General features: G+C 68.6%; 24 protein-coding genes and 1 tRNA gene. 10 read left to right on the top strand and 15 right to left on the bottom strand.

Going from position 1 to position 26,872, the window contains the following annotated elements:
• The 3 genes from NBW77_RS16990 to NBW77_RS16980 all read right to left on the bottom strand — a co-directional run.
• A partial coding sequence (locus tag NBW77_RS16990; protein WP_250279999.1) for an alpha/beta fold hydrolase occupies positions 1 to 587 on the bottom strand: 587 nt, incomplete at its 3' end.
• Between the two features lie 141 nt (positions 588 to 728).
• The gene (locus tag NBW77_RS16985; RefSeq protein WP_250279998.1) at positions 729 to 2,159 is read right to left on the bottom strand and encodes a gamma-aminobutyraldehyde dehydrogenase; all 1,431 of its coding nucleotides are present in this window, start codon (positions 2,157 to 2,159) and stop codon (positions 729 to 731) included.
• Between the two features lie 289 nt (positions 2,160 to 2,448).
• Entirely contained in the window at positions 2,449 to 3,855 is a 1,407-nt protein-coding gene (locus tag NBW77_RS16980) for an aspartate aminotransferase family protein (protein WP_131745549.1), read from the bottom strand.
• Between the two features lie 177 nt (positions 3,856 to 4,032).
• Between NBW77_RS16980 and NBW77_RS16975 the strand changes: the two genes are divergently transcribed.
• The 3 genes from NBW77_RS16975 to NBW77_RS16965 all read left to right on the top strand — a co-directional run bounded on the left by NBW77_RS16975 (position 4,033) and on the right by NBW77_RS16965 (position 6,327).
• Entirely contained in the window at positions 4,033 to 4,524 is a 492-nt protein-coding gene (locus tag NBW77_RS16975; protein WP_250279997.1) for an Lrp/AsnC family transcriptional regulator, read from the top strand.
• A gap of 80 nt (positions 4,525 to 4,604) precedes the next feature.
• Positions 4,605 to 5,906 (top strand): aminotransferase family protein, encoded by a 1,302-nt coding sequence (locus NBW77_RS16970; protein ID WP_131745548.1) that lies wholly within the window; start codon positions 4,605 to 4,607, stop codon positions 5,904 to 5,906.
• A 151-nt stretch (positions 5,907 to 6,057) separates the two neighbouring features.
• The gene (locus NBW77_RS16965) at positions 6,058 to 6,327 is read left to right on the top strand and encodes a hypothetical protein (RefSeq protein ID WP_131745595.1); all 270 of its coding nucleotides are present in this window, start codon (positions 6,058 to 6,060) and stop codon (positions 6,325 to 6,327) included.
• Here NBW77_RS16965 and NBW77_RS16960 read toward each other — a convergent pair whose 3' ends face one another.
• A complete protein-coding gene (locus NBW77_RS16960; RefSeq protein ID WP_250279996.1) occupies positions 6,328 to 9,087 on the bottom strand; it encodes an ATP-binding protein in 2,760 nt (919 codons plus the stop codon). It abuts the gene before it with no gap.
• Between the two features lie 593 nt (positions 9,088 to 9,680).
• Between NBW77_RS16960 and NBW77_RS16955 the strand changes: the two genes are divergently transcribed.
• Together NBW77_RS16955 and NBW77_RS16950 are read left to right on the top strand one after the other, a co-directional pair.
• Positions 9,681 to 10,109: a hypothetical protein gene (locus tag NBW77_RS16955; protein WP_131745546.1), complete on the top strand. Its 429-nt coding sequence runs from the start codon at positions 9,681 to 9,683 to the stop codon at positions 10,107 to 10,109.
• Positions 10,110 to 10,329: 220 nt separating this feature from the next.
• Entirely contained in the window at positions 10,330 to 12,402 is a 2,073-nt protein-coding gene (locus NBW77_RS16950; protein ID WP_131745545.1) for an FGLLP motif-containing membrane protein, read from the top strand.
• 131 nt (positions 12,403 to 12,533) lie between these two features.
• Here the strand turns inward: NBW77_RS16950 and NBW77_RS16945 are convergent.
• A tRNA-Met gene (locus tag NBW77_RS16945) sits at positions 12,534 to 12,607 on the bottom strand.
• Positions 12,608 to 12,708: 101 nt separating this feature from the next.
• Complete coding sequence (locus NBW77_RS16940; protein WP_131745544.1) at positions 12,709 to 15,696, bottom strand: UPF0182 family membrane protein; 2,988 nt, start codon at positions 15,694 to 15,696, stop codon at positions 12,709 to 12,711.
• A gap of 96 nt (positions 15,697 to 15,792) precedes the next feature.
• Between NBW77_RS16940 and NBW77_RS16935 the strand changes: the two genes are divergently transcribed.
• Positions 15,793 to 16,299 carry a PPA1309 family protein gene (locus NBW77_RS16935; RefSeq protein WP_131745543.1) on the top strand — a complete coding sequence of 169 codons (507 nt, stop codon included), beginning with the start codon at positions 15,793 to 15,795 and terminating at the stop codon, positions 16,297 to 16,299.
• A 104-nt stretch (positions 16,300 to 16,403) separates the two neighbouring features.
• On the opposite strand, the gene NBW77_RS16930 is transcribed toward NBW77_RS16935, so the two are convergent.
• The 3 genes from NBW77_RS16930 to NBW77_RS16920 form a co-directional block, all read right to left on the bottom strand.
• The gene (locus NBW77_RS16930) at positions 16,404 to 17,444 is read right to left on the bottom strand and encodes a YlbL family protein (RefSeq protein ID WP_131745542.1); all 1,041 of its coding nucleotides are present in this window, start codon (positions 17,442 to 17,444) and stop codon (positions 16,404 to 16,406) included.
• 61 nt (positions 17,445 to 17,505) lie between these two features.
• Positions 17,506 to 17,727 carry a hypothetical protein gene (locus NBW77_RS16925; protein WP_131745541.1) on the bottom strand — a complete coding sequence of 74 codons (222 nt, stop codon included), beginning with the start codon at positions 17,725 to 17,727 and terminating at the stop codon, positions 17,506 to 17,508.
• A gap of 73 nt (positions 17,728 to 17,800) precedes the next feature.
• Positions 17,801 to 18,256, bottom strand: a complete 456-nt coding sequence (locus NBW77_RS16920; protein WP_242605612.1) for a molybdenum cofactor biosynthesis protein MoaE — start codon at positions 18,254 to 18,256, stop codon at positions 17,801 to 17,803.
• A gap of 201 nt (positions 18,257 to 18,457) precedes the next feature.
• On the opposite strand from NBW77_RS16920, the gene NBW77_RS16915 reads away from it, so the two are divergent.
• The gene (locus tag NBW77_RS16915; RefSeq protein ID WP_175324651.1) at positions 18,458 to 19,876 is read left to right on the top strand and encodes a zinc-dependent metalloprotease; all 1,419 of its coding nucleotides are present in this window, start codon (positions 18,458 to 18,460) and stop codon (positions 19,874 to 19,876) included.
• Between the two features lie 106 nt (positions 19,877 to 19,982).
• Here the strand turns inward: NBW77_RS16915 and NBW77_RS16910 are convergent, their stop codons facing one another.
• Positions 19,983 to 20,792, bottom strand: a complete 810-nt coding sequence (locus NBW77_RS16910) for an enoyl-CoA hydratase/isomerase family protein (protein ID WP_131745539.1) — start codon at positions 20,790 to 20,792, stop codon at positions 19,983 to 19,985.
• Between the two features lie 292 nt (positions 20,793 to 21,084).
• Between NBW77_RS16910 and NBW77_RS16905 the strand changes: the two genes are divergently transcribed.
• The 3 genes from NBW77_RS16905 (at position 21,085) to NBW77_RS16895 (ending at position 24,583) form a co-directional block, all read left to right on the top strand.
• Positions 21,085 to 21,237, top strand: coding sequence for a DUF5679 domain-containing protein (locus tag NBW77_RS16905; protein ID WP_165485846.1), 153 nt, complete (start codon positions 21,085 to 21,087; stop codon positions 21,235 to 21,237).
• Between the two features lie 325 nt (positions 21,238 to 21,562).
• Entirely contained in the window at positions 21,563 to 22,786 is a 1,224-nt protein-coding gene (locus NBW77_RS16900) for a ThiF family adenylyltransferase (protein ID WP_250279995.1), read from the top strand.
• An 81-nt stretch (positions 22,787 to 22,867) separates the two neighbouring features.
• The gene (locus NBW77_RS16895; protein WP_242605606.1) at positions 22,868 to 24,583 is read left to right on the top strand and encodes an ABC1 kinase family protein; all 1,716 of its coding nucleotides are present in this window, start codon (positions 22,868 to 22,870) and stop codon (positions 24,581 to 24,583) included.
• 589 nt (positions 24,584 to 25,172) lie between these two features.
• Here the strand turns inward: NBW77_RS16895 and NBW77_RS16890 are convergent.
• From NBW77_RS16890 to NBW77_RS16875, 5 genes are all read right to left on the bottom strand, one after another.
• Positions 25,173 to 25,451, bottom strand: coding sequence for an SCO4848 family membrane protein (locus NBW77_RS16890; protein WP_131745538.1), 279 nt, complete (start codon positions 25,449 to 25,451; stop codon positions 25,173 to 25,175).
• Positions 25,452 to 25,575: 124 nt separating this feature from the next.
• The gene (locus NBW77_RS16885) at positions 25,576 to 25,797 is read right to left on the bottom strand and encodes a hypothetical protein (RefSeq protein ID WP_131745537.1); all 222 of its coding nucleotides are present in this window, start codon (positions 25,795 to 25,797) and stop codon (positions 25,576 to 25,578) included.
• On the bottom strand, positions 25,794 to 26,069 hold the full coding sequence (locus NBW77_RS22515; protein ID WP_131745536.1) for a type II toxin-antitoxin system HicA family toxin: 276 nt from the start codon (positions 26,067 to 26,069) through the stop codon (positions 25,794 to 25,796). The genes NBW77_RS16885 and NBW77_RS22515 overlap by 4 nt, the downstream gene beginning before the upstream one ends.
• A gap of 77 nt (positions 26,070 to 26,146) precedes the next feature.
• Complete coding sequence (locus tag NBW77_RS16880; protein WP_131745535.1) at positions 26,147 to 26,425, bottom strand: SCO4848 family membrane protein; 279 nt, start codon at positions 26,423 to 26,425, stop codon at positions 26,147 to 26,149.
• A 73-nt stretch (positions 26,426 to 26,498) separates the two neighbouring features.
• Positions 26,499 to 26,627: a type II toxin-antitoxin system HicA family toxin gene (locus NBW77_RS16875; protein ID WP_242605605.1), complete on the bottom strand. Its 129-nt coding sequence runs from the start codon at positions 26,625 to 26,627 to the stop codon at positions 26,499 to 26,501.
• Between the last annotated feature and the right edge of the window lie 245 nt (positions 26,628 to 26,872).

Genomic DNA, 26,872 nt, shown 5'->3' with positions numbered 1-26,872 from the left:
CAGCCGATCTGCCGCATGGGGGCCGTGGCGAGCAACGGGAGCACGAACCCCGAGCCCGGAGCCGCGGCGACCCGCAACAACGGATGCAGATCGGGGCAGACCCCGCCGGTCGCCACCAGCACCACGCGCTCGCACCGCTCCGGGAACTGATAGGCGAACTGCATTGCCACACCGCCGCCCAGGGAATGACCGACGACCGTCACCCGGTCGATACCGAGCACCGTCAGCAGGTCACGCATGCCACATGCATATCCGCCGATGGAATAGTCACCGCGCGGCTTGTCCGACCTTCCGTGACCGAGGAGATCGGGCGCGATCACCGTCCACCCACGGGCAAGCAGTGGGATGAGGTCACGCCAGGTCTCGGAGCTGTCCCCGATCCCGTGGATGAGCAGCATCGCGGGGCCGCGCCCGGCTCGGACGTAGGCCCGCCGGTATCCGTGCACGGTGACATAGCGGGTGGCATAACGCGACGAACCCGACGGCCGGGTCCGACTCCGATCCGCAACGTCGGCCAGCTCATTCTCGCTGTCCGTGGGCACACGCGCCAGGTCACGTGCCGTGCCACCGGTACGAGTCCTACCCATAGCAGCCCTCCGACCACCTGTCCAACCCGGTCCGGTCGGCCGACCGCGGCTCGACCCCGCTTCGACCCGATCGGTTCCTGATCGGTTCCTGATCAGGTCGCGCACAGCCACCGGACACGCGCTGAAACCTTCGCACCCACCTCAGAACTCGATGTTGCTCATCACGTGCTTGATCCGGGTGTAGTCCTCAAGACCGTAGACCGAAAGATCCTTCCCGTAGCCGCTCTTCTTGAAGCCTCCGTGGGGCATCTCCGCCACCAGCGGGATGTGGGTGTTGATCCAGACGCAGCCGAAATCCAACCTGCGCGCAACGCGCATCGCACGGCCGTGGTCACGCGTCCACACACTGGACGCGAGCCCGTACTCGACCCCGTTCGCCCACGCCACCGCCTCGTCCTCGGAACTGAACCGCTGAATGGTCACCACCGGACCGAAGATCTCCTGCTGGACCATCTCGTCGTCCTGGCGCAGGCCCGCGACGACCGTCGCCGGGTAGAAGAAGCCGGACCGGGCCACCGGTGCCCCACCGGCGAGGACCTCGGCATGCTCCGGCGCCCGATCCACCACCGCGTGGACGCGGCCGAGCTGGCCGATGTTGTTCAGCGGGCCGTAGGCGGCATCCGGTTCGTCCGGGGAACCGGTCCGTGTCGCCCGTGCCTGTTCTGCCAGGGCCACAGCCAGGTCGTCGTATATGCCGGACGCAGCCAGCACCCGGGTGGCGGCAGTGCAGTCCTGGCCCGCGTTGAAGTAGGCCGCGCCCGCGATCGCGGCCGCCACCGACTCGACGTCGACATCGTCGAAAACGATGACCGGAGCCTTGCCTCCGAGTTCCAGGTGGACACGCTTGAGGGTGTCAGCCGCGGCCTGGGCGATCTCCGTTCCGGCACGGACACTGCCGGTCACCGACACCATCGCGGGCCGCGGGTGGGCCACGAGCGCGCGCCCGGTGTCCCGATCACCGCACACCACGTTGAAAACGCCGGCCGGCAGGAACTCGGCGGCGATCTCGGCGAGCAGCAGTGTGCTGACCGGCGTGGTGTCCGACGGTTTGACAACCACCGTGTTGCCCGCGGCGATCGCCGGCGCGAACTTCCACACCGCCATCATCAGCGGGTAGTTCCACGGCGTGACCTGCGCGCAGACCCCGACCGGCTCGCGGCGTACATAACTGGTGTGCCCGGCCAGGTACTCGCCGGCCGCACGGCCTTCCAGCACCCGGGCCGCACCGGCGAAGAAGCGGATCTGGTCCGTGGCCGGCGGAATCTCCTCGTCCAGGGTGAGCCGGACGGGTTTCCCGGTGTTCTCGCACTCCGCCCGGACAAGGTCGCCCGCGTGTTCCTCGACGGCGTCGGCCAGCTTCAGCAGGGCTCTGGCCCGCTCGCTCGGCGTGGTGTCGCGCCAGGACTCGAACGCGCCCGATGCTGCCCGGACCGCCGCGTCCACGTCGACCGGACCGGACACGGGAGCCTCGGCAAAAACCTCCCCGGTGGACGGGTTCACCAGCGGCATCGTGCGTCCGTCCGATGCCGGGACAGCGATGCCGTCGATGAAGTTCGCGAGGATCCTGTCCATACGCACACTCCGGTAGCCGACACGGGTGGAACGGTCCTGGGGCTACTCCGGTGGCCAGGTCAGGAAGCCGGTCGACATCGATCCGAACGAGAAGGCCACTGACAAGCAGACTAGACCACGGATAGCGTGTTCGTCGTAAGAGTTTGTCGCGGAAACCATGCCGAACTACACCTCGGATGCCAATCCTCCCCAATCTTTCGCCATCGGCCACGCAACAGAAGAGTCCCGGCGCCCGGTGGATGGCCGTCCACCGGACGGACTCCACCGGACGGACTCCAGGGAGCAGTCCCTACCGGGCAAGGTCGCCGGCCAGGGCTTCAAGGGAGTCCAGGTAGCGGTCCACATCGGCGTCTGTGTGCTGTACCGACAGCGTCCACTCCTCTTCGCGGCCGGGCGCCATCAGAACACCCCGATTGGCGTTGTACAGCCACGCCAGCTCCGGCAACACGCCGTTCTGGTGCGCCATGAAGGAGGTGTAGTCACGGATCGGTGCGTCGGCGAAGTGCACGCATCCTTTGGAGCTGATACCCACCGTGTAACCAGGCAGTCCGTAGCGGCCGAGAATCTCGTCGCAACCGGCGATCAGCCGGTCGCCCAGCCGGTCGAGATGGGCGTACGCATCCGGGGTGAGTACCTCGAAGAGGCTGGCCCGGGCAGCAGCCATGGTCAGCGGGTTGCCGTTGAACGTCCCGACCTGCTTGACCCGGTCCGACCGGACGACCTCCATGATCTCGGCGGTACCGCCGACGGCACCGGACGGCAGCCCGCCGCCGAGCGCCTTGGCCAGGGTGACCATGTCCGGCAGGACACCGAACCGCCCGGTCGCTCCCCCGGGCGCCACGCACAGACCGGTCTTGACCTCATCGAAGATCAGCACAATGCCGTGACGCCGGGTGATGTCACGGACCGCCTCAAGATAACCGGACTCGGGCAGGATCACACCGAGGTTCATCATCGCGGCTTCCATGATCACACATGCCGGTGGACGTCCGGCGGCGGCAAGCGCCTCGATCCGGTGCTCCATGGCCGGCGCGTTGTTGAACGGCACGGGCACGGTCAGGTCGACGACGGCCTGGGGAATGCCCTCACCGTAGGCCAGCGACGCCATGTCGTCGGCCGGACCGATGTCACCGTACGGGGTCCCGATGGAGACCATCACGTAGTCGTGGTGACCGTGGTATGAACCGAAGATTTTTATGATCGTGTCACGTCCGGTCACCGCTCGGGCGATCCTGATCGCGTCCATGGTCGCCTCCGACCCGGAGTTGACGTAGCGCCACTGCGGAAGGCCGAAACGATGCGCCAGCTCTTCGCTGACGACCACCGAGTCCTCGGTCGGCATGGCGAAGTGGCTGCCCAGGCCGATCCGCTCCCGCACCGCCCGGACGATCGACGGGTGCGCGTGCCCCTGCACCATCGATCCGAAGCCGTTGTGGAAGTCGGCGTACTCGGTTCCGTCGACGTCCCACACGCGCGAACCGCGCCCGTGCGTGAGGTAGATCGGCCACGGGTCGCGGGCCTGGTAGGACGACGGCACGCCACCGGGCATCGACCGGACGGCCCTGGAGTGCAGCGCCCGCGAACCCGGTGTGCGCTCGGCCAGTCGGCGCTCCTCCTGTTCGGTAAGGACGTCCACCCGCCGGGCGAGGTGGGCGGATGAGATGGCTACTGTCGCCTCAGATGCTGCCTCAGCCATGATCACGGCATCCCTTCTGGCATTCAGATATTGAAAGCGTAGCCCGACAACGCTTCAGGCAAAGGAATCCGCAGAAAGTGCCCTGTACGGTAAATGTCGGGTCTATACCAAGAGTTCCGGTCGCTCCCTTATCATTACCTTCGAGCGCATCCAATAGATCACAACGTCTGGAGGACGGTGTCCCAGCCACGCAAGGTAAGTAGCCCCCGGGCGGCGTCGGAACCCCTCCTCGACGACATCAACAAAGCGATCATCGAGCAGCTCCAGCAGGACGGCCGACGTTCCTACGCGGCCATGGCCACCGCGGTGGGCCTGTCCGAGGCCGCGGTACGCCAGCGGGTCCAGCGACTGCTCGACGCGGGAATCATGCAGATCGTCGCGGTCACGGACCCGCTCCGGGTGGGGTTCCGACGCGAAGCCATGATCGGTATCAGGGTTTCGGGTGACGTCCGGGAAGTAGCGGACGCCATCGCGGCGCTGCCCGAGGTCGACTACGTGGTCCTCACCGCGGGTTCGTTCGACCTGCTCCTGGAAATCGTCGCCGAGGATGACGAACATCTGCTGTCACTGATCAACGACCGCATCCGCGCCCTGCCCCAGGTACGGGAGACCGAGACGTTCGTCTACCTGCGCCTGGTGAAACAGACCTATACCTGGGGCACGCGCTGAGCCGGGAGGACGCCGGCAACCCTTTCAGCACACCGGCACAGCGGTTGCGGCACGGTCCGGAGCGTGCGGTACTGCCGTCCATGTCAGCACCAGGAGAGCCGGCCTCAGGAAAGCCGGCACCGGCCGCGAAAGCGGGAATCCCCGCGGATACACCCGGACCACTGCTGCATCCGTTCGCGCGCCCGGCGACACCCGCGGGCTCCTTCATCCGGATCGTCTCCGGCCAGGGTGCGCACGTCGTGGACGACTCCGGCCGGCGTTATGTGGACGGCCTCGCAAGCCTGTGGTACTGCGCTGCCGGGCACGGCCGCGAGAAGATCATAGAAGCGGTGGCGGCGCAGCTACGGAAGCTGGACGCCTTCCACCTGTTCGAGCGCTTCACCAACATCCCGGCGGACGCGCTCGCCGAACGACTCGCCGCGCTGGCCCCCATGCCGCACGCGCGGGTGTTCCTGACCACCGGGGGATCCGAGGCGGTGGACACCGCCATGAAACTTGCCCGGCTGGCGCACACGGTCGTCGGCGAACCGGAGCGGACGATCATCATCAGTCGATCGCCGAGCTACCACGGCGTCACCTACGGCGGGATGAGCCTGACCGGGCTACCCGCCAACCGTGCGGGCTTCGGCCCGGGCGTCGCCGACATCGTCCAGGTCGGCAAGGACGATCTGGACGCGGTGGCCGCCGTCATGGAACGCGAGCCCGGTCGGGTCGCCGCGGTCATCGCCGAACCCGTGATCGGGGCCGGCGGCGTCCATCCGCCGCATCCCGGTTACCTCGCCGGACTGCGTGACCTGTGCGACCGGCACGGCGCGTTCCTGATCCTCGACGAAGTGATCACCGGGTTCGGCCGGCTGGGCAGCTGGTTCGGCGCGGGCCACTTCGGTGTCCGACCCGATCTGCTCACCTTCGCGAAGGCGGTCACCAGCGGCTACCAACCGCTCGGTGGGGTGCTGCTCGGCCCCGCCGTGCACGAACCACTGGGCCGACCGGACGTGGTGCTGCGCCATGGCGGTACGTATTCGGGGCATCCGGCGGCGTGCGCGGCGGCGCTCGCCAACATCGCGGTGCTGGAGGACGAGGGCCTTGTCGGCCGGGCCTCCGAGGTGGGTGCCCGCCTCGCCGCCGGGCTGCGTTCGGTCGCGGCAACGCACGGCCTGGCCGACGTCCGCGGGTACGGCGCGATGTGGGCGGTCGATCTTCCGAGCGGCCTGGACGCCACCGACATCCGCAACCGGATGCTCTCCCATGGCGTCATCGTCCGTCCGATCGGCACGTCGACACTGGCGTTCTGCCCGCCGCTCGTCATCGACCTCGCCGACGTGGACCTGCTCTCGGCCGCCCTCGCGGCTGCCCTCGACGTTGCGTCACAGGCGCGGTGAGCTACCCGGAGTCGGGCCGGCGGGTCCGGTAAACGGGCGGGAACAGCCCCGTCGGATACCCGACGCGCCGTGAAGGCAACCAAGAACAGCCAACGAGAGTCCAACATATGCAATGGCCGGAACCAACGCGGTTCGGGAGGAGTGGATGACCATGGCCCTGGTTCATCACGACCCACGGGACGGAATCCTGACCACCCGGATCGGCCAGGCGGAGATCACGGTCCGACCGGAGCCACCCGCGGCCCCGGGACAGGCACCGGTGATCCTGCTCCGGCTGGACACACCGATGCTCGACGCTCTCGCCGCCGCCTACCTCACCCCGGAGGAGGCCCGCATGCTCGCCGAGGTCCTGCTGCGGTCCGCCGACCTGCTACGCCCCACAAGCCCGTGGCGCACCCCCGCCGATCGACCGAACCGATAATCATCCGGTGTGCAGCGTCGCCGCGAGTTGGGCCCGGGAACGCAGGCCGAGCTTCGCGTAGACGTTGGTGAGGTGGTATTCGATGGTGCGGACGCTCAGGACCATCTCCGTGGCGATCTCCCGGTTGGACAGTCCGTTGCCGGCGAACCGGGCGACAGTGACCTCCTGCGGGGTGAGGGACTCGGTGGTTCCGGCGGGACGCATCCGGGGCACAACGTGCCCGCACGTGGCCAGTTCCCGCTCGCACCGGGCCAGGTAGGGGGCGGCGCCGAGAACAGCGAAACGGTCCCGCGCGGCCTCCAGCACGGTGACAGCCGCCGACCGCCGACCGGCGCGCCGCAGGAACGACCCATGGTCGAGTTCAAGCAGGCCCCGTTCAAAGGGCAACGGCAGATCGGCGGCGAGTTCGGCGGCACCCCGGTATGCCGCGTCGGCTGCCACGGGGCGACCGCGGGCGGTCTCGACCGCAGCCCGGGCCCGTGTCGCGGCCAGCAGAGCCGTGCGATTACCCCGGTCGGACGCGGCCTGCTCGGCCGGGGCGATGACAGCCTCGGCATCGTCGGAGCGTCCGGTACGCGCCAGCGCCTCGGCATAGAGCGGGCGCCACGGCAGTAGCGCCGGCTCAAGCGGATCACAGGACTGACGGGCCGCGAACCACCGGAGGGACGCCGCCACCGACATGTGGTCGGCGTTGGCGTGCGCGATGCGCGCGCTGGCCATGTGTAGCGCTGCGGCCCTGCCCCCCGCGTGCGTCCGGAAGGCCTCCTGCGCCTGGCGCAGATAGTCGACTGCCGCCGGCGAGCCACGCCCTGCCAGCGGTGGGACGACGCTCGTCAGCGCCCACACCAGGATCCAGTCCTGGCCGGCATCCTGCGACAGGGACGCGGCGATCTGCGCGTGGGAGACGGCGTCGTCCCACGCGCCGAGCAGGTACTCGGTATGCGCCAACGACAGGAGCGCGCTCAACCCCTCCGGCATGGCCCGCCCGGACCGGCGGGACAGAGCGACCGCCGAACGCAACCCGGCCCGGGCGGCGGGCAGATCGTCGGCGCTGATGAGAAAGGTCGCACGCCCGACCTCACCGCTGAGGGACGGCGCGGGCACGCCCGGCTCCACCGCGTCCACCTCGATCATCCGCAGGAGCGCTCGGGCCTGCTCCTGCCAACCGGCGCACAGGAAGGCCGTCGCCGCCAGCGAGTCGAGGCTGGACGGCCGGCAGGCCGTGGGCGGCTCCGCCTGCCGGGCCCGCTCGACCCAGCGGGCTGCTGTGTCGTACCGGCCGTATTCCAACGTCGCCGTCGCGAGCGCCTCAGCCACCGGCCGGGTCAGCGAAGGGTCCCCGGACCGTTCCAACTCGGCCCAGGCCCGCCGCAGATGGTCCTCACCGCTGGCGTAATCGGCCGTGACCACCCCGAGCCGGCCATGGAGGTAGTGGTGGCGAGCCTGGTCCGCCAGCGGCGGTGCTTCAGCCAGGTAACGCTCGGCCAGTGCGGTCTCCCCTGCGTGCAGGGTGGCGTCCACCGCATCGGCGAACCAGCGTTCCCGCCGGGTCCTGTCGTCGGTCAACCGCGCCGCCGCGAGCAGCAGGTCGGCGCTCACCAGCCAACAGCCCGCTGCCGCCTCCTGCCTGGCCGCCTGCTCCACATCGGTGGCAAGGTCGTCGTCGGTCAACGGGCACGCCGCGATCCGGTGCCGCAGCCGGGCCTGCGGGTCGTCCAGGATGTCACCAGCCCGAGCATGTAACGCGCACCGCCGGGTCAGCCCGAGATCATGGTAGATCGCGGCCCGCACCATCGGATGGGCGAACGCGATCCGGTGCTCCACCGGGGTGTGCTGTTCGGTAAGCAACCCGGCCGCGACAGCCTGGTCGAGAGCCATCAGCGGTTCGGGCAGGTCGGCCAGCAGGAGCATGTCCGCCAGCCGGGACGAACGACCCAGGACCGCGGCGGCGACCAGGAGCCGGCGGGTGTCCGCCGAGCAGCCGGCCAGCCGGGCGAGGACCACCAGCCCGAACGTCCGCGGTGCCCGCAGCAGGCTGACCTCGCTGTGCAGGGCGTCGGCCGGAAGCTCCTCCAACAGGGCACGGGCGTACAGAGGGTTACCCCCGGTCATCTGGTGCAGGCGTTCGGCAGCAGGAAACGACAGTGGCCCCCAGCCCATGACGCTCGCGAGTTCCCGCAGGTCCTCGACAGCGAGACCGGTCAGCCGGATCCGCTCGGCACTTTCGGACATGATCCGTCGCAGTGCATCGGACAACCGCACCGTGCGGTCCGTGGGGACCGTGCCGTTCGAGGGAACGGTCAGCACGCACAGCACCGGATCCCGGCGCAGCCGACGCAACGCGAACGCCAGCGCCTGCTGGGAGTCCGCATCGGCCCAGCCGATATCGTCGACAGCGATCACCAGAACCTTTCCGCCGGCAGTGAGCCGACTGACCATTCCGACAAGACCGGCGCCAACCTCCAACGGGCCGGCCGAACCATCGGAGATGTCCGCGTCGAGCGGCTCCGGTAACGAATCGTCCAGGCCCGCGAGCAGCTGACCGACAACACCGAAGGTCAGTGGCTGCTCGGCCTCGTCGCCGCTCGCGAAAGCAACACGCTCGCCGTCCAGACCCGCCAGGAAACGGCGCAGGAGGCTGCTCTTACCGATCCCTGGTTCGCCATCCACCACCACCAGCTGAAGCAGACCTTCCCGCGCGCATGCCAGCCGACCGGTCAGCTGCGCAATCTCCGACCGGAACCCGACCAGCTCGTCCATACCGCCCCCGCTGCACGCCGTATATCAACGGTGTCGTCACCAGCACCGATCGTATTGATCAAAAGCGCGCCCGAAAACGGACCTGTCGGCCGGCCGACAGTTTCCCGGTTGCGGGGCCGGCAGACCCGACCAGCGCGTGGTCCCCGATGGGAAAGCCCATTCGGGTGGCTGTTCCCGCCACCTTCCATCGTCGCGGGACACCGGCCGACCCAGTGGCCACCCGCACCCGTCCTGGCAGCTTTCTCGCTGGCCAGGACTTTTCCCACGCATTCCGGTGTACGCGGGTTTCGGCCGCACGGACCGGCCATCCCACCGCAACCCCAGGGTGGGCACCCAGAGTAACCACGGGCATTAACCCGCCGGTACTCGCGGCTCTCCCCGGTATCCGCGACCGCATTTTCGGAAAACCCGGTGGCCAACATTACGGTGAAATTACTGAGGTCGGACCGGAAAACACTCATATAGCGTCTCAATCAGCGGAGCGGCACACAAACGCTTCCGCCAGAGCCGGTCAGGGAGACCGGCTGTTTTCCCGAGGTCGCGGCACTCCGAAGCCACCTCATCCTCGTCCCCGAAAGGATCCGCCAACCGTTATGAACGGCAACGACGCGCAGCTCACCGCAGTATTCACCTCCCGGTCGGCACCCAGCCAGAACGTGGAGGACAACACCCCGAACTCCAACCCGATCGGAGTGGGCGCACCCACCTTCGAAATCGTCGTCGAGGGGGTCGCCGGCTCGTCACTGGCCACCAGCACCTACAAGCTCAGCATCGTGATCTACGACGAGATCACCGGCGATCTCGCCACCCTGGCCATCAGCCCGGCGCCTGAGACCGTCTTCGGCAAGCCGGCCGCGTGGACGGTGGTTGGCCCGAACTACTACCTGGAGGAAGTGTTCACCGTCACCGTCGACAACGCCGTCGCGGGCCATGTTCTCTTCGCGCGGGTGGCCCTGATCAGCGACAACTTCCAGGTGGTCAGCACCCGCCAGAGCAACGAGTTCGTCCTCCAGGCCAAGTAGTCGGCAACCAGCGCCTTCCGACGACGGACCAGCCTCCCGTTCCACCCGGACACCCCGTGGTGGAACGGGACATGCCGCTCCTCATCGCCTCACGGATACACAACAACCGCGTCATGGCATCCTTCGGGTTTCAGGCTCCGATCAGCCTCTGTCGGATGAAAAGGCGGACAGCGGGCCTGTCGGACATGAGCGGCACGGGTTCGTGGGGTCGGAGGGTGAAGTGGACGCGGGGAACGACGCGGGGTACATACCGGAGGCGGTCGCCGTACGGTGGCGGCCAGCACGGTCAGGGATGCTGCTCGCGGCTCTCGGCGCGCTAGCGATGATCCTGTCGGCACCGGTGCCGTCAGCCCGGGCCGCCACGGCTGCCGCGACACCGACGGTGACGCTGAGCCCCACCTCCGGGCAGACAGGGGTTTCCACGACGGCCAGCGGGACCGGGTTCGCCTGCACCAACGTGAGAACGACCTCGGTGAATCTGACCTGGGACAAGGATCAGTCCCTCGGGAGCGCGTCGGTCAGCTCCGGAGGTTTCAGCCTCACCTTCCAGACACCCGCCGGCGCCGCCGCGGGTTCGCATACGGTCACCGCCGCATGCTCCACGATCTCTGCCTCGGCGACGTTCACCGTGGTCCAGCCCACGCCGTCACCCACGCTGGCTCTCAAGCCCGCTGCGGGTCCGGCCGGTTCCGCCCTCACCGCGAGCGGGACCGGCTACAACGCCTGCGCCTCCGCATCGGTGGTCCTCTCCTGGGACAAGTCCGCGATCGGCAAGGCACAGGTGGCCGACGACGGTTCCATCAGCGCCTCGCTCACCGTTCCCCAGAGCGCGGGGCAGGGCGACCACACGGTCACGAGCAGCTGCAACGGCGGGACCTCGGTACTCGCCCGGTCGGCCTTCACCGTTCAGGCAGCCACCGCCACACAGAGCACGACGCCCGGATCGACCACCACACCCACCACGAATCAGCCGACGCCGGGAACCACGGTGTCACCCACTCCGGGAACCACGCTGCCTGGCGCGACACCGAGCGGCATCCCCTCGGCGTCCGCGGCACCCGCCGCCTCCGCGTCGGACACCGCCTCCACGGCGGCGGGCGCGACCGGTCGGACCGGTGCCGCGGGCGGTACCGGTAGGGACGATGGGACCGCTGGAGGCCGCAGTGGTCAGGACAACGGTGGTCAGGACAGCGGCGGCTCGAAGCTGCGCTCCGGGTACGCCCGCGCCCTACCCACCCCCGGGCAGCTGTTCCACCGTCCTGGACGGGTGGGTGCCGCCGCCGGGCTGGCCCTGCTGCTGCTGCCGCTGGTCGGCTTCGCCGCCGAGCTGTTCCACAAGACCGTCCACCACAACCGCCGAACCCTGCGCCGCTGGTTCGGTTGGGCTGCCCCGTTCCCGGCCTCTGCCGGACGGCTGCCACGACCGCTGCTCGTGCCCGCCTTCTTCCTCCTCTCCGCCGCCCTCGCCGTCCTGGTCGAGCCGGGAGTCGGAGCGAACGCCGCCACCGTCGCGCTCGTCCTCGGTTTCCTGGTGGCGATCCCACTCGGCGTGGTGCTCTACAACAAGTCCATCGATGTCTATGAGCAGCGCGCCTCGGGCGGTGCGTCCGGCGAGCTGGAGGTGCTTCCCGGCGCCGCGATCGTCGCGATCGGCTGCGCGTTGCTGTCCTGGGGTGCGGCGTTCAACCCCGGGTACGTGTACGGGCTGATCGCCGAGTACCGCGCCAAGGGAGGCCGTACCCTCACCCGGCGGGCCGAGGGCCGTGCGGTTCTGATCGGCGCGCTGGTGATGCTGGCCGCCGCGCTGACCGCCTGGGTAGCACGCTCCCCGGTGGTGTCGGCGCTCGCGCACCGCGGATCCGGCCCGGGGTCGTTCGCTCTCGCGGTCACGGAGAACGTGCTCTGCCAGGTGGTGGTGGGCGCGGTCGTGGCCTCCCCGATCGTGCTGCTGCCCATCCACTACATGGACGGTCGGAAACTGTGGGAATGGAGCCGGCCGGCGTGGGCGGCAGCATCCGCGGTGGCACTGGTGCTCTTCACGGTTCTGGTCCTCGACCCGTCCGGACTGCTCGGGGCCGGCAGCGCGCAGGTGTGGCTGCGGGCGGTCTGGCTGTTCGGCGGATTCGCGGTCTTCTCCCTGCTCTTCTGGGCGTTCTTCCACGTCGCCCCGGCCCGGCTGCTCAACAAGACCGACCCCGAGGCAGCTCCGGATTCCGCCGACACCATGCCTCTCGACCTGCGGCGGAGGGCCGTCCCGGGCACAGTCGCACCCGCGAGGATCAGCAGATCCTGAGCGGACGTGAGCCGCGCCGGAGTGGGCGTCCGGCGTCCGGCAGGACCGTTGGTCACATGTTTGGTCACGAACACAAGCGAAAGGCCCCCGGAGAAGATCTCTCCGGGGGCCTTTGCCCTGGTACTGCGTTGTAGCGGGGACAGGATTTGAACCTGTGACCTCTGGGTTATGAGCCCAGCGAGCTACCGAGCTGCTCCACCCCGCGTCGGTGTGAGTTCACCATACAAGACGACAGGTGGGTGGTGTCAAATGAGCTTGATCAAGTTGTCCGATCCACCCACCCTTCGACCCCGGCCACTGGCGGAACTACCCACCCGGCGCAGGGGTCGACGCCGCCGGGGCTGTCGACCCGACAGCAGGGCCGAGCGCTGCCGCGGCCGGTGCCGCTACCGTCGGCGAGGCTCCGGCCGCAGCCGGGGAGGAAGCTGGAGCGGACGCGGACGGCGTGGGGCCTACCGAGGCGCGCGGCGCTCCCGTCAGGTCCGCCAGTCGGTTCAGCGCGGCCGCCAGGTCCTTCTGCGCGGCACCGTAGGCGGTGAAGTCAGGCGGATCCTTCTTCAGCGCATCCTGCCCCGCGGCGAAGGCTCGGTCAGCGTCCGCGATCGCCTGTTGGATCTGCGGGTTGTTCGTGCTGCCCGGTGGTGCGGTGCCCCCGGTCGTGCCCCCACCGGACGATCCGCCGCCCGCGCCGAAGACCTGTTCCAGCGCCCCGTTCAGCGTCGGCGCGAAACCGATCCTGTCACCGAAGACCGCGGCTACCCGTTGCAACGTCGGGTAGACGGCGTTCTCCCGCGCCTGGACGTAGTACGGCTCGATATAGAGCAGACCGCCGGCCACCGGCAGGGTGAGCAGGTTCCCCTGGATCGTCTGCGAACCCTGGCCCCGCAACAGGGTCAGTTCCTGGGAGATTTCTCCCTTGGATTCGATGAGGTTCTGCACCTGGACCGGCCCATTGATCGTCACGCCCTTCGGCAGCCGCAGCACCTGGAACTCACCGTAGTTGGCCGGGTCACTCGACACGGCCATGTAGGCGGCAAGTTTCGACGATCCCTTCGCCAGCAACGGGGACGTCAGATTGAACGTCGGCTGCTGATGGTCGATGAGCTGGCTGTAGACGTAGAAGGGCGGTTGAGGCTGATTCTGGTTGTCCGGGGACGGCGAGACCGCCCAGAAGTCCTCCTGGGAGTAGAAATCACGCGGATCGAGGACGTGGTAGGAGGCGAGGAGATCCCGCTGCACCTTGAAGAAATCCTCCGGGTAACGGAAGTGCGCCAGCAGCGACGCGGGGATGTCCTTCTTCGCCTTCACCGTTCCCGGGAATGCCTTCATCCATGTCTTCAGCACCGGGTCGGATTCGTCCCAGGCGTAGAGCGTGACATTCCCGCCGTACGCGTCGACGGTGACCTTCACGGAATTGCGAATGTAGTTGACCTCGTTGGACGCCTGCGCGGACCGGTTCGACGCCCGGTTGGTCACCGCGTCCGCGGTGACCGAGCCGAGGGTCTTGCGCTCGGAGTAGGGATATCCATCGGACGTGGTGTAGCCGTCGAGGATCCACACCACCCGGCCGTCGACAACCGCCGGGTACGGGTCACCGTCCAGGGTCAGCCAGGGTGCGACCTTGCTGACTCGGTCGCGCGGGTTGCGCACGTAGAGGATCCGCGACCGGTCGGTGATGTCGCCGGACAGCAGGATGTTCTTCTCCTGGAACCGCAGCGCGAACAGCGCCCGGCGGAACGTCGAACCGATCGACACACCGCCCTGCCCGTCGTAGCTCGTGGTGACCTGGCTGTCCGGGGTCGCACCCGGACCATCGATCTCAGCCTGCCTGGTGCCGACGATCGAGTAGTCCGGGGACATCTCGCCGAAGTAGATCCGGCTCTCCTTCACCCCCAGCGGCCCGGTCGGCGGCAGGTTGCCCTCGGAGAAGATCGGTCGCCCCGAGGTGTCAACGGTGTTCGCCGGTGCGGCCACGAATCCCTTGCCGTGGGTGTATGTCAGATGCTGGTTGATCCAGTTGCGTTGTTGTTCGGTGAGACCGTTCTGGTCGAGTTCACGGACGGAGACGACATAGTCGTGGGTCGCGCTCTGCCCGTCGGCGCCGGCAACCGTGTAACGGTCGATGTCCAGCGACTGCGGGAAACCGTAGTAGCCGCGGATCTGCTGAAGCTGATCGTATGTCTGGGACAGCCGGTTCGGATCCAGCACCCGGGTGTTGGACAGTGTCGCCGCATCCGCGCCGAGCTTCGTCGTGTCGGGTGTGTTGACCGCGTCATACCCCTGCGGTCTGATCCCGTCTATTGCGTATGCGGTACGGGTGGCCGCGATGTTCCGGGAGATGTAGGGCGCCTCGCGGGACGCCTCGTTGGGCCGGACCTGGAACTGCTGGATGATCGCGGGGTAGATTCCGCCCACCACCAGGGCGGACAGCACGAGTATCCCGGTGGACAGCAGGGGCAGTGTCCACCCACGCTGAAAGATGTTGTAGATGAACAACGCCGCGCACAACAACGAGATGAACAGCAGGATGAGCTTCGCCGGAAGTACCGCATGGGTGTCGGTGTAGGACGCGCCGTTCACCACCCCGCGCGAGGAGAAGACCAGCCCGAACCGGTCGAGGTAGTACGCCCACGCCTTCAGCAGAGCGAGCAGACCCAGCAGGACGGAGATGTGCACCTTCGCGGCCGGCACCACCCGTTCCCCCTGGGTCTGCAGCCGGATACCCCCGAACAGGTAATGCGTCACCAACGAGACCAGCAACGAGAGCACCACGGTGGTCAGTAGGAAGCCGAGCAGGAACCGCTGGAAGGGGTAGGTGAATGCGTAGTAGCTGATGTCCCGGTTGAACTGGGCGTCGCGTTGCCCGAAGGACACGCCGTTGAGCCACAGCAGCCAGGTCCGCCACCGGCCGGATGCCGAGACACCCGCTACGATGCCGAACAAGGCCGAGACGGCGAGCAGGATGAGGACCATGTACGGTTCGATTGCCACTCGGTACCGCTCAAGGTTCTGCTGCTCAAGCGACAAGGGGCGGACCGGCGGTCGCAGCTTGTAGGCGAGCATCAGGTTGGCGCCCACCGCGACAGCCATCACAGCGCCGAAGATGACGAACAACAGTATCCGCGTCGACAGGACGGTGTTGAAGACCTTGCCGAACCCGACCGACCGGAAGAAGAGCAGATCGGTGTAGATCCGGGTGAAAACACCGAGTAGGACGATCAGAACAATGACCGCGACCAGCGCGGGGATGAGGATGCGGGTACGCGCCACCAGTGGTCTGCGTGCTGCTGGCACTCGCTCCTCCTTGCGTCCGGGGCAGACGACCGGGTTGTCCCCCTGGAACGCAACCTACGCCAGTGCCCAGCTGGCGCCATCGGAGAGGATGGGGTCGTGACCAGCCCCGACATCAGTGAGTTGACCGCCGTTGTGCTTGAGGTGGAGCGGCATGTGGCCGATCTGGGCTGGGACCAGCCCAGCCAGGTGTATGCGCTGGCCGATACCTCGGAACTCATCGCCCGTGAACCGACACTTGCATCCCACATCGGTGATGCCGCTTCCGGTTCGCTCACCCCGGTCGAGCAGGAGCCCCTGCCCGTCGGACGCCTCGACGAGGTACTGGCCGGCATCGGCTGGCCACCGGAAGTACTCGGCTGCGTGCTGGTCACCGAGCTTGTCGTGTTGCCGCCCAGCGCCGAGCAGGAGGCGCCGTTCGAGGAGCGGGATATCGAGTTCTGGGCGCAGAACCATCCCGAACGCCAGGACGTGCGACTCGCGGTCGGGGTGACCCGCGCCGGGCATCACGCATCCTGCCTGCGCGTCCGGGGAGATGACGAACTCGTCGTCGACCCGGATCTCGCGGACAGCCTGGTCGACGGTCTGCTGGCGACCTTCCGCTGACGACCGGACAGGCTGCGGCCTGTCGTCGGTGGTCCGGCGCGTCGATGATCTGGCCGGGGCCGGTGCGCGGCGCGCCGGCCCCGGGCGTCCAGCGGTTCGAGACGTCAGCAGCTCGGGACGCCGACCGCCGGGTTGCTGGAAAGCGCGTTGAGGCTGCTGATGGCGTCTGCCAACGTCTCGACGCGGACGAGCTTGAGGCCCGCCGGGGCGGACTCCCTGGCATCGGTGCAGTTCGCGGCCGGTACGAGGAAGACGGCCGCGCCGGATCTGCGGGCGCCGAGAAGCTTCTGCTGGATGCCCCCGATCGGGCCGACCGTCCCGTTCCCGTCGATGGTGCCGGTTCCCGCGATGGTCTGGCCGTTCGTGAGCTGCCCCGGGGTGAGTAGGTCGAATATGCCGAGCGCGAACATGAGCCCGGCGCTGGGCCCACCCACATCCGCAAGGCTGATCTTCACCGTGAACGGATAGCTATGCTTCTCCGTCGTCGTGATGCCGATGACCGGCCGACCCGGGTCGTCGGGCGCGGGCGCGGTCGCGATCGAGGTCGCCGTTGGCCCGCCGTTGTCACGAATGTAGGAGATGGCCACCGGCTGCCCCGGGTGAACCCGGGCGATCGCGTCCCGTAGCTGTTCCTGCGTGGAGACGGCCGCACCGTCCACGGACACGATCACATCCCCCGCGCGGAGCTTGCCAACGGCAGGTGACAGGTCGTTGACCTGATGGATGACCACCGAGGTGCCGGTCGGGGCGATGTGGAGTTCATCGAGAGCCGCGGCGGTCGCCTGATCCTGCGAGTCGATCATAGCCGCGACGTTCTCCTGCCGGACCTGCTCGTCGCTGGTACCCGGTGGCTGTATCAGCTCTCGTGGCACCACGGCCCGGCCGTCGTCCATCCAGCCCCGGACCGCGCCGAGCACGGTCAGCTTGGGAACCTCCTCGACCGTCGTCAACTCAAGCTTCCCGGACGTCGGGTAAGTGGCATGCCCACTGATCTCGATCAGCGGCTTACCGTCGGAACGTCCGAGCGTGTCCGTCACCGGACCCGGGGACAGCATCACGAACGGCACTGGAAGCCAGAGGCCGGCGACCACCAGCAGCAGGGAGAGGACGGACGCGACGAGGAGGGTCTGGGTCCGCCGCGTCATGCCCGCAGTCTAAGCGTCACGCCCACCGGGGCGACGACGGCTACCGGGCACTCTGTGGCGGCTACCGGGCCTCTGTGGAGTGGACGCCGGTCCGGGTCGGCACAGGCCGGTGATGCCCGGACGGATCGGGCGTTACGTCGAGCCGGCTCGCGAGCGCGGCCATGCTGCGCCGGTAGCCCTCGACGGTGATCAGAGCTTCGAGTCGGCGGTCGGGACGCGAGCGCCGGGCAAACCAGACAAGCGTGATAATGACGGCGACCGGGGGGATGAGCAGGAACCACATGGCAGCCTCGGCGTCAAAATGGGGGAAGCGAGACGGGGGAAGGAGGAGGCAGTCACCATCCTAGATGCCACGCTCAGCAGGCGCCTACCCACTCTGACGAACCATCCAGAAATACCTGTCGCTTCCAGATCGGCACCTGGGCCTTGACCTCGTCGATCAGTTGACGACAGGCCACGAAGGCCTCGTCGCGGTGCGCAGCCCCCACCGCGACGACCACCGCGATGTCGCCGACGCCGAGCAGGCCCACCCGGTGGGTGACGGCCACGGTCAGCACGGGGTGGGTGACGGCCACGGACGCCGCCACCCGTGCGATCTCGATGTGGGCTCGAGGGTGGGCCGTGTACTCCAGCTCAGCGACACCGCATCCGCGGTCGTGATCACGAACTGTGCCCACGAAGAGGTCGATACCGCCGACGCCTGGTCCACGGACGGCGTTCAGGCACTCCTCGACCGACAACTCCCGCTCACGGATCGCCGCGAGCGCAACCTGGCCCGCGCCCGCTACCGGAATACGCGGGTGCTCGTGCAGTCCGGCGCGAGTGTGGCCCACCTGTCCGACCGTAGGGCATCCGCGAGTCCGATGCCGGCGGTCGACGACTGGCTCGGGCATCCTGGTGGCCGCGTCGTGACGTCGTTTCGGCATCCGTGGAAAAACGCACTACCGTTGGTGCATGTCCGGATCGAGGGTCCACGGCCCACAACGCACATCCTCCCGGCAGGGGCGACGACCGTGAGCGGCGGCTTCCCGTTCGGGTTCACCCCAGGGGGTTCGTCCTCAGGGGGTTCGTCCTCGGGCGGCGGCCCCGGCATGCCCTTTGGCAGCGGAGCGCCGTTCTTCGCCGAGCTCGAACGGCTGCTGTCCTGGCATGACGGCCCGGTCAACTGGGAGCTCGCACGCCAGGTCGCGGTACGTACCCTCGGTGACTCCGACCGTGCCATCTCCGATACCGAGGTCGAGGACGTCCGTCAGGCCGTCCGACTCGCCGACGTATGGCTCGACCCGGTGACCGCCCTTCCCGCCGGGGCCATCGCCGCCGAGGGGTGGACACGGGGCCGTTGGATCGAGGTGACGTTGCCGGTCTGGCGGACACTGTGCGATCCGGTGGCCACGCGTGTCGCCGACGCGATGCGCGGCGGGATCTCCAGCGGGCTCGCGCAGATCGGTGACAGCGGCAGCGGGCTACCACCCGAAATCGCCGCGCAGATCCCGCCCGGCATCGATCTGAGCCAGCTGGTGTCCGCGGGCGGTCCCATCATGGGGATGGTCAACCAGGTCGGCGGGATGCTGTTCGGCGCCCAGGTCGGACAGGCCATCGGGCTGCTTGCCAGTGAGGTGGTCTCCGCCACCGAGGTCGGGCTGCCGCTCGGCCCGGCGCGTACGGCCGCTCTCGTTCCGGCCAACGTCGAGGCGTTCGGATCCGGCCTGGAGATCGGCTCCGACGAGGTCCGGATCTATCTGGCGTTGCGCGAAGCCGCGTCGCAGCGGCTCTACGGCCATGTCCCGTGGCTACGCGCGCATGTGCTCGGCGCGGTCGAGGAGTACGCGAGAGGGATCGCCGTCGACCCGGGGGCGGTCTCACGGGCGATGGGGATGATCGATCCAACCCGGATCATGAATCCGGAAAGCCTGCAGGAGGTGCTGGGCGAGGACGTCTTCGAGGAGGCGACCACTGCGGAGCAGGCCGCGGCACTGGCCCGCCTCGAGATGAGGCTCGCGCTGGTCGAGGGCTGGGTGGAAACGGTCACCGACGCCGCCGCCGGGAAGAACCTGCCCGCGGCGTCCAGGCTGCGAGAGATGCTCCGCCGCCGCCGGGCCGAAGGCGGACCGGCCGAACAGACCTTCGCGACACTCGTGGGTCTCAACCTGCGTCCGCGGAGGCTGCGGGAGGCCGCCGCGCTGTGGCAGGCCGTGGGTGACGCCCGGGGAGTCGACGGACGCGATGGGCTGTGGGCACATCCTGACCTGCTCCCGAACGCCGACGATCTCGCCACGCCGCAACGGTTCGCCGCCGGTGAGACGACCAGCACCGTCGGCGACCCCATGGCCGAGCTTGAGCGGCTGCGGAACACTCCGGCAAGAGAGGAACCGCCCAGACCGGAACCGAAGGACAACACCGGTTCCGACGATGATCCGCGTGGCGGTGATTGACCGCAGCCGTTATGTGGCCATAGCGTGACGGCCACGAAGCCCCCGGTTTCCGGAGGACCCTCCAGAAGGGGAAGCTGGAGAGTTCACCGCGTACCGGGGGCTTCTCCTACCCCGTAACCGCCGGAGAACGTGACGCGAACAAAGGCGGACGCCGGTCGAGCTGCGCCTGGATTCCCTCAGCCGCCTCGCCGTTGGCCATGGTCGTGGCCTGGGCCAGCGCTTCCCACTGCAAAACCTGTTCAAGGTCGTCGGCACCGCCGTTCAGCGCGACCTTGGCCAGCCTGGTCGCGACCGGGGCTGCCGCGGCGATCTGGATCGCGATGTCCACCGCGGTCGCGACCAGGTCGGCGGCGGGCACCACCGCGTTGACCAGACCGATGGCCGCGGCCTCCTGCGCGGCCACCGTCCGGTTGGTGAATATCAGCTCCCGGGCTCGGACCATCCCCACCACATCGGGCAACAAGCGGGTGGCAGCCATCCCCGGATGCATCCCCAGCCGGGTGAAAGGCGCCCGAAAGGTCGCGTCCGCGGACGCATACCGCAGGTCACAGGCAAGCGCGAGGCACAGACCGGCGCCCACCGCGGCGCCGTTCACCGCGGCGATCGTGGGCACTTCCACCGATCTGATCTTCAGCCATGTCCGGTAGAAGGCGAGCATCTTCGCCCGTAGACGATCCGTCCCGAACTCGCCGTTCGTCCGCGGGTCGACCCAGTCGAGATCGCCACCCGCGCAGAAGGCACGTCCCTGTCCCGTAACGACGACGGCCCGCACACCGGGATCGGCGATGATCTCATCAAGCGTCTTCGACCACGCCTCGGTCAGTGCCGCGGTCATGGCGTTACGCCGCTCGGGCAGAGCCAACGTCAGCAGGACGACGCCGTCGACCGGACGGTGGACGAGCAACGGTTCAGACACGGTCGACTCCTCAGGTCACAGAGGTCGTCGGAAAGTGGACACCGCCCGGTTTCCCCCCGCGCCGAGGCCGTGGCCGGGTCGATGATCCGGGACCTTCCCGACCCTAGACCGTCACGGCCTCCGACGCCGCGAAAAGAAACATCATCGCGGCGCCTTCGGTCAGCACCGCCCCCGACGTACAGCAAGATCACAAGTGTCGAGAGGATAGCGACGGGTCTGCCATCCGGGCCGGCCTTCTTCGTTGAGAACCCGCGGTACGCCACCAGCGACCGACGGCGAAAGGGGAAACCGAGTGGCTGAAACGTTCGAGGGCTACTGCGTCAAGTGCAAGGACAAGAGGCATTACCAGGGTGAGGTTCGGGTGAGTGACTCCGGGCGCCGGATGGCCCGGGGTACCTGCCCGGTCTGCGGAATCACGATCAACAGGATCCTCGGCAAGGCCTGAGTCCCACGACCCGACTCACATAGTGGGGGGGTTCCCGCACGGTGCCCGGACCTTGGATGTGGCTGGATCCGTCAGGCATGCCGAACACCGGTGACGTGCGCCGTGCGGGGCAGGCCGTGCCCCGCACACTCTCGTCGACGGGCGCTGTCGCCGGCAGGCACTGTCCACAGCGACAGCCCTGAACCCAGCCACAGATCGTGTTTATCCACAGATAGACGGACACGGAAGCGCTGCGGCCAACGGCATGAGACCGTCTGGTCACGATCCGGTCGCCTGGTGCACCGATCACCTGCCGTGCCGGTCACCGTCTGTGGAGGAGGACGCGATGCGCCCCATCCTCAAACCCGGCTTACGCCGGCTCTGGCGGGACGGCTCCACCCTGCAGATCGGCGTCGACCCCGTCCGGGCCGTCGTCCTGGGTGGGCTCACCACGGGAGACGCGTCCGTCCTCGACCTGCTGGACGGCACCCGGTCGCGAGAGGAGGTGCTGAGCTCGCTCGATTCCGCCCGGCAGGAACTCGTTCTCCTGCTGGAGAACACCGGCCTGCTCGATGACGCCGCTCACAGCGATCGATCACCACTGTCGATGCTGGACCAGGAACGGCTGCTGCCCGATCTCGCGGCGATGTCGCTGGGCTCCACCGATCCGGAGCATGCCCGCCGTGCCCTGGCGGCCCGCCGCCGGGCACGGGTCCAGGTTCGTGGCGCGGGTCGGATCGGCGCGCAGGTGGCGACCCTGCTGGCCGCCGCCGGGATCGGCCACGTCGTCGTGGACGACACCGGTGTGACACGGCCGGCGGATGTCGCGCCCGGCGGGGTCCGCCTCGACGATATCGGCCGCCCCCGCTCGGTTGCCACGGCCGCGGCCATCGCCCGGGTGGCCCGGCCTCTGGCGCCGCGCCGGCGCCGGGACTCCGCACCGTTCCAGCCGGATCTCGTGGTGGTGACGCCCGCCGGCATACCCATCGTCCATCCGCACGAGTCCCTTGAGCTTGAACGCGCAGGCATCCCCCACCTGCTCTCCGGCGTCCGGGAGACGACCGCGGTGATCGGGCCGCTGGTGCTGCCCGGCAGGACGTCATGCCTGCACTGCCAGCATCTGCACCGTCGGGCGGCCGAACCGACATGGCCGCTGCTGGCCCTGCAGATGTCCCGCCGCCCGGATGCAGGGGTCGACGCCTGCGATGTCACGCTTGCCACCGTCGCCGCGGGGCTCACCGCCATGCAGGCGCTCGCCCTCGTCGAGCGCACCGGTCGGGACGACCACCGCGACCACAACGACCACCGCGACGACCAGTGGACGCAGGCATGGGGACAGCCACGTCCGCTGACATCCCAGGACCTGCCCACCATCGACGGCACCCTGGAGATGACCGTCTCCGAACTTCGGGTCCGGCGAAGATCATGGTCGGTTCACCCTTCATGCCCGTGTCGCAGCGCCCGGGCCCGCTCGGCGACGGACGGCAACGAGGCCGACGAACAGCCGACGGACGGCGACGAAGCCACGGAACGGCGATATCCGGCGCCGTTCACACACACAACTCGCTAGATTTTACCGCGAAGAGTAATTATCCGATCTCACTCCGAGGTCATGCCTGACTACCGCCCGCAGAGCAGGCACGATGGGGCTGTGTCCGAAATCCCAATGCGGGCGGTCGTCCGAACCGCCAAACTGGCGAGTCTTCCGTTGGGCTTCGCCGGGCGGGCCACGATCGGTGTAGGGAAGCGACTCGGCGGCCGCCCCGCCGAGATCGTCGCGACGGAGGTCCAGCAGCGTACCGCCGCGCAGATCTTCCGCGTCCTGGGGGAGCTCAAGGGCGGCGCGATGAAACTCGGTCAGGCTCTTTCGATCTTCGAGGCGGCGCTGCCCGAGGACGTGGCAGGACCGTACCGGGCAGCTCTGACGAGGCTGCAGGAGGCCGCGCCCCCGCTGCCGGCGGCATCGGTCCACCGGGTCCTCGCCGATGATCTCGGACCGGACTGGCGGACGAGGTTCCGCGGCTTCGACGACACACCGGCCGCCGCCGCGAGCATCGGCCAGGTTCACCGGGCGGTCTGGGCGGACGGACGCGACGTTGCGGTGAAAATCCAGTACCCAGGGGCCGGTCCGGCACTGCTCTCCGATCTCACCCAGCTCGGGCGCGCGGCACGGCTGTTCAGCGCACTCGCCCCGGGCCTCGACATCAAGCCACTGGTCGCCGAGTTGAAGGCCAGAATCATCGAGGAGCTCGACTACCGGCTGGAAGCGGCCTGGCAGGCCGCCTTCGCCGAAGCGTTCGACGGCGACCCTGACATCTGCGTGCCCAAGGCCGTCGCGGGCACCGACCACGTTCTGATCACCGAGTGGATCGACGGCCAGCCCCTGTCGAAGATAATCGGCGGCGGTACGGCCGCTGAGCGCGACCGCGCCGGGTTGCTGCTCGTGCGCTTCCTGTACTCCTGTCCCGGACGGGTCGGGCTGCTGCACGCCGACCCGCACCCGGGCAACTTCCGGTTGCTGCCGGACGGCCGGCTCGGCGTCCTCGACTTCGGCGCGGTGAACCGGCTTCCGGACGGGCTACCTGAACCCGTCGGCCGGCTCAGCCGGCTGGCGCTGGCGGGCGACGCGGACGCCGTCATGACGGGTCTGCGGGCGGAGGGCTTCATCCTGCCGACGGCGAAGGTCGAGCCCGAAGCCCTCCTCAACTATCTCGGGCCGATCCTCGAACCTGTCGCCACCGACGAGTTCAGCTTCTCCCGCGACTGGCTGCGCAGGCAGGCCCTGCGCCTGGGCGACCCCCGCTCCCCCGCCGCCCAGCTCGGCCGCCAGCTCAACCTGCCACCGTCCTACCTGTTGATCCACCGGGTGACCCTGGGAACGGTCGGCGTCCTGTGCCAGCTCGGCAGCGCCGGGCCGTTCCGCACGGAGATGCAACAGTGGCAGCCCGGCTTCGCCCCGCCCGGGTCGGCCGCGGCCAGGCAGGCGGCCCAGGCCAACCGCCCCGGACGCAGGCTGCCGGCGCTCGCCGTCGAAATGGACCAGGGCATGATCCGCCCGCTGGCCGCGTCCCCGCTGGCCATACCCCGGCTGGCCATACCCCGGCTGGCCGCGTCCCCGCTGGCCATACCCCCGGTGGCACCGCAACCGGCCCCGCCCGCTTCGACTCCCGCTCCCCGAGCGCCGTTGCCCACCACCGGACTGAAGAGCCTGAAGCCTCCGATGCCGCCGAAGCCACGCGATGGGGCTACCGCGGATGGCGTCTCCGAAGCGATGACACCCGACACCACCCCGCCCGGCAGTCTGCCCGGCAGCGTCCCGCCCGGCGACGGTGTGGACGACTCGGATCTGACCACGCACCCGTCATGACCGCACCCGTCTCCGACCGTAGCCGGCTCCGACCGCGGCTCCCTACCCGTTCCGCTACGCTCCCGCCGTGATCTCTATGTGGGAGCCTACGACGGCGGGCGTGCTGCGGCTGCCCTCCGGCCGGCTCATTCGCGGTCGGGGATTGAGCCAACCACTCTCGGCGGGTCCCGTGCCCACCTTCGCGCTGCACCTGCTGGGCCATGAGCCACCCCCCGTCGCCTGGGAAACCCGGTGGCTTCGCTGGCCCGACTTCTGGTTGCCGTCCGACCGCCTGGCAACCGCCGACGCGCTGCGCGAAGCATGGGTGCGCGCCGAAACCGAGCGCGTCGAGGTCGCCTGCGCCGGCGGATACGGACGAACCGGCACAGCGCTGGCCTGCCTCGCCGTGCTGGACGGGGTACCGGCCCGCGAGGCTGTCGCCTACGTCCGGGAGCGGTACGCCCCACGCGCCGTTGAGACACCCTGGCAACGCCGCTTCGTCTCCCGCTTCCTGGAGCAGCCCGCCCATCAGCCGTCCCATCGGTCACAGCTCAAGACATCTCGCCGATCCGGTGGACCTTCCCGGTCACAGCGCTACCAGGTGACGAGATCAGCGGATGGAGTCGATCAGATCGCGGTCGGACGGAGCCACGTCATCGGTGTGGCCACGCCGACCGGCACGCACCCCCCGGACGCCGAGCCAACCGACCGCCGAGCCGATCGCGAGCGAGGCGGCGGTCAGCACCAGGTGGACCAGGAAGAACCCGGTCGGCCCGTCATCCCAGGACCGATCATCGGCCCAGATGTTCTTGAGGAACGCCGGCCAAATGATCCACGACCACAGACCGACCGCGACCAGGAACCATGCGGCACGCTTCGACAGAGTCACCCCACCAGCCTCGCACCGCGCTCACCCACCCCCCGGGGCGACGATGCCACCGACCGGCTATCCGGGCCGACCATCACGCTCCTGCGCCGGCTTCGGATCTGTCGGCGTAGGCAACGGTTGTGGTTCAGGCCGCCGGGGCGACCGACACGTCGAGTGTGACCACGTCCGCGTCGGCGTGGAACTCGCTCGGATCACCCTGCAGAGCAAAGGAAACCGCGTCGAGGCATTCACTCTCCGCCTCCGCCCGCGTGAATGTACCGCCGCCGATGATGCGCAACGCCGGGACGCGAAAGTGCCAGTTACCGGCTTCGTCATCGAAGAAGAACTCCGCGCGCAGTCCGCTCATCGTCCCCGATCGCCCCTCTCCAGCCGCCTCAACTCATCCAAGGTGTACCCGAAGTGCCTGGCGACGTGCGCCATGGCGGGACCGCCGAGATCCACACCATCATGGTAGGCCCACACTCCCCGCTGATCGCCCCTGACGAGGACACGATGAGAACCGTTCCGTCGGACCTCGACCCATCCGTCGCGCTTCAGCGCCGCCAGGACTCGGGCTGCCTTGGCCAAGACCGGCCTCCTCACCAGCGGAAAGTGCTCCACCCAGCATGGCCGGCACATCCGACAAAAATCTTGGAGATGTTCGAACGGCGATGACCGAAATGTTCGATTGATCCTTGGCGTCGCTCGGTTCCGCTTCAGCTCGAGAAGTCGATCAGGTCGCGGTCGGACGGAGCCACGTCATCGGTGTGGCCACGCCGACCGGCACGCACCCCCCGGACGCCGAGCCAACCGACCACCGTCCCGATCACGAGTGACACAGCGGTCAACACCAGGTGAACCAGGAAAAACCCGGTCGGCCCGTCATCCCAGGACCGATCATCGGCCCAGATGTTCTTGAGGAACGCCGGCCAGATCACCCACGACCACACACCGACCGCGACCAGGAACCAGGCGGCACGCTTCGACAGAGTCACCCACCCAGCCTCGCACCCGCCGCCGTGAGGGTCACCCCGCGAGCGCGTGAGCCCCGCCCCACCCGCCTCTGGATCAGCACAGCAGCGCGCGGAACTCGTCTGCGTCAAGACCAGCCTGCTGAAGGATCGAAGCCAACGTCCCCGTAGCCAGCTCACGGTGCAGAGGAACGATCGCCGTGCGCGCCGTCTTCTTGTTACGCAACTTGCAGCGCTAACCACGGGTACCGACAACCACGGGTACCGACAACCGCGAATCCCGCACGCTCCAACGCCCGGACCACCGTCGCCCCCGAGACCCGGGGTAACTATGGGCTCACGCGGACAGACGAACATCGATAGACGCCACGATCGGCCCGCCAACGGCCAGAGCGGGAAGCGGCTCGTCCTCGAAGTACAGCTCCAACGCCTCCCGAAGGTTCGTCAGCGCCTCCTCGACGCTTACCGTTG

The sequence above is a fragment of the Frankia sp. Cppng1_Ct_nod genome (assembly GCF_920656135.1).
GTDB classification, from domain to species: domain Bacteria; phylum Actinomycetota; class Actinomycetes; order Frankiales; family Frankiaceae; genus Protofrankia; species Protofrankia meridionalis.
This window is presented reverse-complemented; position numbering and strand designations above follow the sequence as displayed.